Genomic DNA, 6,857 nt, shown 5'->3' on the forward strand with positions numbered 1-6,857 from the left:
CTGTCAAATGTTGACTTGATGACAGAAAACATTCATTTTCTTCCCAAGCATCACCCCCTTGGAGCCGCAGCATGAGCCAACCGATCAAGCAACGCCTGGAAAACAGCCTGGAAGGGGCCGCTGCCTCGGGCCGCAAGATCGCCACCTACATGCTCGCCAACCTGCACGAATTGCCGTTCCAGACGTCGGCCAGCATTGCCGCCAAGCTGGGCGTCAGCGAATCCAGTGTCGGGCGCTTCTGCCGCTCACTGGGTTATGCCCACCTCAAGGCACTTAAGCAAGACCTGCAGAACGACCTGGGCGATGGCCCATGGCTGGTGGGTGACCGCTTGCAGGACTACCGCCAGAGCCAGGACGCCAGCGACAACGGTGGCAGCCTGGAGCTGGAAATCGCCGCCCTGGTAAGGGTGCACGAATACCGCCAGAGCCCGGCTTGGCACAGCGTGGCGCAACGCCTGGCGAGCAAGCCGCGGGTGTTTGTCGCCGGCTTTCAGACCGAGCGCGGCGTGGCCATGTGCATGAGCCACCTGCTGCAGTACCTGCGCGATGGCGTGCAACTGGTCGACCTCAGTGCCGGGCACTTCGGCGAAGTGCTGTTGGGCCGTGCCGAAGACAGCGCCCTGGTGGTGTTCGAGGCACGCCGCTATTCCCGCCATGCCCTGATGCTGTGCCAGAAGGCACGCGCGGCTGGCATTGCGGTCACCCTGGTGACCGACACCTTCTGTGACTGGGCCGATGCCAATGCCGACGAGGTATTCCGCATCCCCACCGAGTTCAATCTGTTCTGGGAATCCACCTCGGCGATGCTGTCGTGGGTGCACCTGATGGTCAACGAGGTCTGCAAGAAGCTCGGACCGGATGTTGAAAAACGCTTGGAAGCGACTGCCGCTCTACATAACGAATTCGTCGGCTACACCTCGTGGTCGGCGGGCAAACAACAATAGCAAGAGTGCAATGAGGTGCGAGATGAACAAGTCCATGGCCTTGGTGGGTGCGTGCGCCCTGCTGCTGGCGGGTGCCGCCAGTGCCGAAACCCTGCGTTTCGCCACCGAGGGTGCCTACCCGCCCTTCAACTATGTCGATGCCAATAACCAGTTGCACGGCTTTGACATCGACATCACCCATGCCCTGTGCGAACAGATGAAAGTCGAGTGCACGCTGGTGGCCCAGGACTGGGAAGGCATCATCCCGGCCCTGATGGCGCGCAAATACGACGCGGTGGTGGCGTCGATGATCGACACCGAAGAGCGGCGCAAGAAAATCGCCTTCACCGACCATTACTACCGCACCCCGCTGACCGTTGCCGTGGCCAAGGACAGCAAGATCGACAGCGCCCAGACCGACTTTGTCGGCTACACCGTCGGCGCGCAGTCGTCGTCCACCCAGGCCATCTATGCCGAAGATGTGTACGGCAAGGCCGGCGCCGACGTGAAGCTGTACCCGACCATGGACGAAGCCAACGCCGACCTTGCCGCCGGCCGCCTGGACGGGGTGATTGCCGACAAGTTCCCGCTGCATGAGTGGATGAGCAAGAACGGCGGCGATTGCTGCAAGATCCTCGGCGACGTAGCCGAGACCAAGGCCGATGCCGCCATTGCCGTGCGCAAGGACGACGAAGCCCTGCGCCAGCGCCTGAATACCGCGCTGCAACAGATCGTGGCCAACGGCACCTACCAGAAGATCGCCAGCAAGTACTTTGCTTTCGATATCTACAACTGATCTTCTGGAAACTGCGCAATCCCTGTAGGAGCGGCCTTGTGTCGCGATAGGGCCGCAAAGCGGCCCCGGCAGTCTTCGCGGCGAAGCTGAAAATGTGGGGGCGCTGCGCACCCCTTTCGCGACACAAGGCCGCTTCTACAAAGAGACCGCGTTGCCCATCTTGGGGGTTCGTCATGCTCGATCAATTGTCCTTGCTGTCCTTCGCCAGCGGTGGCTGGGGCCAGGCGCTGCTGGCCGGCGCGCTGGTTACCGTTTCGCTGGCCCTGGCCTGCCTGCCCATCGGCCTGCCACTGGGCCTGCTGGTCGCCCTGGCGGCGCGCTCGCGCAAACGCCTGCCACGCGCCTGGGCCACCACCTTCTCCACCGTGTTCCGCGGCCTGCCCGAGTTGCTGACGCTGCTGATCATCTATTACGGCTGCCAGATCGCCGCGCAGAAGATCCTTGCCGCCATGGGCTATGAAGGTGAGTTCCTGATCAACACCTTCCTCGCCGCCATGATCGCCTTCAGCCTGGTGTTTGCCGCGTTCTCCAGCGAAATCTGGCTGGCGGCCTTCAAGACCCTGCCTAAGGGCCAACTGGAAGCCTGCTCGGCGCTGGGGCTGAGCAAGCGCACCGGCTTTTTCAAGGTTGTGCTGCCACAACTGACCCGCATCGCCCTGCCCGGCCTGTCCAACAACTGGCTGTCGCTGCTCAAGGACACTTCGCTGGTGTCGACCATCTCGCTGGTCGACCTGATGCGCCAGACCAACCTGGCGGTCAGCGTGACCAAAGAGCCCATGTTCTTCTATGGCGTCGCCTGCCTGGGCTACCTGCTGTTCGCCGCGCTGTCCGGGCGCGTGTTCGCCTACATCGAACGGCGCAGTAACCGCCACCTGCAAGGAGCACGCGCATGAGCCTCGATCAATTGCTGGCACTGGTGCTCGACCCCGACCTGCTGGAGCGCTACGGCCCGCGCTTCCTCGACGGCCTGCTGGTAACCGCCAAGCTGGTAGCCATTTCATTCAGCCTGGGTGCGGTGCTCGGCCTGTTGCTGGCCCTGGCGCGCATGTCACGCAGCGTGCTGCTGCAGCGCATGGCCGCTGGCTACGTGTATTTCTTCCGTGGCTCGCCGCTGCTGGCACAACTGTTTCTGCTGTACTACGGCCTGGGCTCGCTGAAAGGCTTTTGGCAGGACGTCGGCCTGTGGTGGTTCTTCCGCGAGGCGTGGTTCTGCACCTTGCTGGCGTTCACCCTGAACACCGCGGCCTACCAGGCCGAGATCTTCCGCGGCAGCCTGCTGGCCGTTGCCCCTGGCCAGCATGAAGCGGCGCGGGCACTGAACCTGAAGCGCTCGACCACCTTTTTCAAGGTGATATTGCCGCAGTCGCTGCTGGTAGCCATCGGCCCGCTGGGCAACGAACTGATCCTGATGATCAAGGCCAGCGCGATTGCTTCGCTGGTGACCATCTACGACCTGATGGGCGTGACCAAACTGGCCTTCTCGCGCAGCTTCGACTTCCAGATCTACCTGTGGGCTGCCGTGCTCTACCTGGTGATCGTCGAACTGGTGCGGCGCCTGTTGAAACACCTGGAAGCCCGCCTGGGCCGCCACCTGAACTGACCGAAGGATACGTTCCATGCATTGCCAGACCCTTGTCCTCGGCGCCGGCATCGTCGGCGTCAGCACCGCCCTGCACCTGCAGGCCCGCGGGCGCCAGGTGATTTTGATCGACCGCGATGAACCGGGCAGCGGCACCAGCCACGGCAACGCCGGGCTGATCGAGCGCTCCAGCGTCATCCCCTATGCCTTCCCGCGGCAATTGGGTGCGCTGCTGCGCTACGGCCTGAACCGCCAGCCCGATGTGCGCTACAACCTCGCGCACCTGCCCAAGGCCGCCCCCTGGCTGTGGCGCTACTGGCGCCAGTCGGCACCCGGGCGCCTGGCGGGTGCTGCCGCCGACATGCTGCCACTGGTGCAGCGCTGCGTCGAAGAACACGACGCGCTGATTGCGGCTGCTGGCCTTGAGGGGCTGGTACAGGCCAAAGGCTGGATCGAAGTATTCCGCGACCCGGCGCTGTTCGACCAGGCCAAGGCCGATGCCAAGGGCCTGAGCCGCTACGGCCTGCAGTTCGAGATTCTCGAATGCGGGCAATTGCAGGCCCGTGAGCATCAGCTGGACGCCACGGTGGTCGGCGGCATCCACTGGCTCGACCCAAAGACCGTGAACAACCCCGGCGCCCTCACCCGCGGCTATGCGGCGCTGTTCCAGCAACGCGGCGGGCAGTTCCTGCATGGTGATGCGCGCAGCCTGCGCCAGGTAGACGGCAAATGGCAGGTCGACAGCCGCCGTGGCCCGATCACTGCCGACGAAGTGGTGGCCTGCCTTGGCCCACAGTCGGCCGACCTGTTCAGTGGCCTGGGTTATCAGATTCCGCTGGCGATCAAGCGCGGCTACCACATGCACTACAGCACCCGTGACGGCGCGCAGCTGGAGCACTCGATCTGCGACACCCAGGGCGGCTACGTGCTGGCGCCGATGGCGCGCGGTGTACGCCTGACCACTGGCATCGAGTTCGACACCGCCAGCGCGCCGGGCAACCAGATTCAGCTGGGCCGCTGCGAAGCCCTTGCGCGCAAACTGTTCCCGGCCTTGGGCGAACGCCTGGACGACACGCCATGGCTGGGCCGCCGCCCGTGCCTGCCCGACATGCGCCCGGTAATCGGCCCGGCGCCGCGCCACCCGGGGCTGTGGTTCAACTTCGGCCACGCCCACCACGGCCTTACCCTGGGCCCGGTCAGCGGCCGCCTGCTGGCCGAGTTGGTCACCGGCGAACGCCCCTTCACCGACCCTGCGCCCTACAGCGCGACCCGTTTCGACTGAACCCACGCGGGAGAACAACAAGATGACCGCACCACTGAGCCTTGCCACCCTTGCCCCCGACCCCGACCCGCGCCCGGTGCTGATCCGCATCGAAGGCCTGAACAAGCACTACGGCGCGTTCCATGTGCTGCGCGACATTGACCTGCAGGTGCGCGAAGGCGAACGCATCGTGCTGTGCGGGCCGTCCGGCTCGGGCAAGTCGACGCTGATCCGCTGCATCAACCGCCTGGAAATCGCCCAGAAAGGCAGTATCCAGGTAGACGGCATCGACCTGGCGGCCACCAGCCGCGAGGCGGCGCAGGTGCGCAGCGACATCGGCATGGTGTTCCAGCACTTCAACCTGTTCCCGCACATGAGCGTGCTCGACAACTGCCTGCTGGCCCCGACCAGCGTGCGCAGGCTGTCGCGCAAGGACGCCGAGGAGCGGGCGCGCATGTACCTGAAGAAGGTGGGTATCGAAAGCCAGGCCCACAAGTACCCCAGCCAGCTTTCCGGTGGCCAGCAGCAGCGTGTGGCGATTGCCCGGGCGCTGTGCATGAAGCCGCGGATCATGCTGTTTGACGAACCGACTTCGGCGCTGGACCCGGAAATGGTCGCCGAGGTGCTGGATGTGCTGGTGCAACTGGCCGGCACAGGCATGACCATGCTCTGCGTTACCCATGAAATGGGCTTTGCCCGGCAGGTGGCCGAGCGGGTGTTGTTCCTTGAGGGCGGGCAGATCATCGAGGACAGCCCACCGCAGGTGTTCTTCAACCAGCCGCGCACCGAGCGGGCCAAGGGGTTCCTGGCGCAGATACTGCACTGAAACCTGTACCGGCCTCTTCGCGGGTGAACCCGCTCCCACAGGTTCTTCAATGGCCCTGAAGGCCAAGGTATTCCTGTGGGAGCGGGTTCACCCGCGAAGAGGCCGGCACAGGCAACCCCTTCATTGCACCGCTGCAAACACCCGACTGCGTCGTTAAATATTATTGACCTTACCCCCCACCAAACCCACGCCGCCACAGGCCCGCATCGGTTTCACGCCCCAAAAACAGGCGTATTCCCCGCTATAAAGCCCTCTCGCGTCGTTTGACATATCGAACGGCTCTGGCAAGCTATCTACAGGCCCCGACCGGAATCGTCACCTCGACGAGCCGGCAGTGCTCGGGGCTACAGGCAGCATTCAGAGCCCCGCGCCGTGCGCCTGCACAACAACGACAGGCTGAACCTGTCCCAAGGTGACATATGTCCAACAGCAACATTGGCAACAAGCAACCTTCCCTGCGCAAACCCGTCGTCTTGATGACCATGGGCAGCCAAGAGCGCAAAGGCCATGACTACCAGGTCATGACCCACAAATACATTACCCCGCTGGTCGAGTTCTCCGATTGCGTCCCGGTGCTGGTGCCCACCTGCTGCGGCACTGAAGACCTCGAGACCTACCTGGACATGGCCGACGGCGTCTACCTGACCGGCGCTGGCAGCAACATCGACCCGGCCCTGTACGGCCAGGAAAACCAGACCCCAGGCAAAGGCCAGGACCAGAACCGCGACCTGTTCGATATCCCGCTGGTCAAGGCAGCGCTCAAGCGTGGCCTGCCAATTTTCGGCATCTGCCGTGGCATGCAGGAAATCAACGTGGCACTGGGTGGCGACATCTACCAGAAGGTGTACGCCGAGCCAGGCTTCAACGACCACCGGGAAAACCCGGAGGACCCGGTCGAGGTGCAATACGCCCAGGTGCACAGCGTGAAGATCAAGCCAGGCAGCTGGCTGCGTGACACCTTGGGTACCGACGAGATCCGCGTCAACTCGCTGCACGGCCAGGGCCTGCACAAGCTCGGCGCCGGCATCGAGGCCATCGCCCACGCCGAAGACGGCCTGGTCGAAGCCATTCACGGCCCAAGCATCTCGCCGTTCCTGTTCGCCGTGCAGTGGCACCCGGAGTGGCAAGCCGCGAAAAACCCGGATTCGATCAGGATCTTCCAGGCGTTCGGCGATGCCTGCCGCGCCCAGGTACGCAAGGCGCAGATCAAGCGCGCTGCCTGACGCTCAGTTTCCTCTGCTTTGATCGCGGGGCGGCGCAAGGCCGCCCCCGTTTCCCCGGTCACCCTCTGCTGGTCCCAGAACACTTCCCGTGGAATCGGGCGGCGGGTTTGTGCCTGTCTCCGCGATCGTTTTTTCCTACCCTCTCAAGAGATACGATGACTGCTGAGCGATCGTCGTCAGATCTTCTGCGCCTGTGAAATCGAGCGCCGCCCGCGCGGCGCTTCGCGGCTAAAGCCGCTCCTACGTTTG

At 63.9% G+C, this 6,857-nt stretch carries 7 protein-coding genes; all 7 read left to right on the top strand.

Features of this window, described 5'->3' with window-relative positions; translation table 11 throughout:
• The first annotated feature begins 71 nt into the window (after positions 1-71).
• The 7 genes from IAE39_RS19190 to IAE39_RS19220 all read left to right on the top strand — a co-directional run bounded on the left by IAE39_RS19190 (position 72) and on the right by IAE39_RS19220 (position 6,608).
• Entirely contained in the window at positions 72-944 is an 873-nt protein-coding gene (locus IAE39_RS19190) for a MurR/RpiR family transcriptional regulator (protein ID WP_201205436.1), read from the top strand.
• Positions 945-966: 22 nt separating this feature from the next.
• Positions 967-1,719, top strand: coding sequence for a transporter substrate-binding domain-containing protein (locus IAE39_RS19195; protein WP_201205438.1), 753 nt, complete (start codon positions 967-969; stop codon positions 1,717-1,719).
• Between the two features lie 173 nt (positions 1,720-1,892).
• The gene (locus IAE39_RS19200; RefSeq protein WP_201205440.1) at positions 1,893-2,612 is read left to right on the top strand and encodes an ABC transporter permease; all 720 of its coding nucleotides are present in this window, start codon (positions 1,893-1,895) and stop codon (positions 2,610-2,612) included.
• Positions 2,609-3,319: an ABC transporter permease gene (locus IAE39_RS19205; protein WP_201205442.1), complete on the top strand. Its 711-nt coding sequence runs from the start codon at positions 2,609-2,611 to the stop codon at positions 3,317-3,319. The genes IAE39_RS19200 and IAE39_RS19205 overlap by 4 nt, the downstream gene beginning before the upstream one ends.
• A 16-nt stretch (positions 3,320-3,335) precedes the next feature.
• Complete coding sequence (locus IAE39_RS19210) at positions 3,336-4,580, top strand: NAD(P)/FAD-dependent oxidoreductase (RefSeq protein WP_201205444.1); 1,245 nt, start codon at positions 3,336-3,338, stop codon at positions 4,578-4,580.
• A gap of 22 nt (positions 4,581-4,602) precedes the next feature.
• Positions 4,603-5,385, top strand: a complete 783-nt coding sequence (locus tag IAE39_RS19215) for an amino acid ABC transporter ATP-binding protein (protein ID WP_201205446.1) — start codon at positions 4,603-4,605, stop codon at positions 5,383-5,385.
• Positions 5,386-5,804: 419 nt separating this feature from the next.
• Positions 5,805-6,608, top strand: a complete 804-nt coding sequence (locus IAE39_RS19220) for a gamma-glutamyl-gamma-aminobutyrate hydrolase family protein (RefSeq protein ID WP_201205448.1) — start codon at positions 5,805-5,807, stop codon at positions 6,606-6,608.
• Positions 6,609-6,857: the final 249 nt, after the last annotated feature.

Source organism: Pseudomonas sp. S37 (assembly GCF_016658545.1).
Taxonomy (GTDB): domain Bacteria; phylum Pseudomonadota; class Gammaproteobacteria; order Pseudomonadales; family Pseudomonadaceae; genus Aquipseudomonas.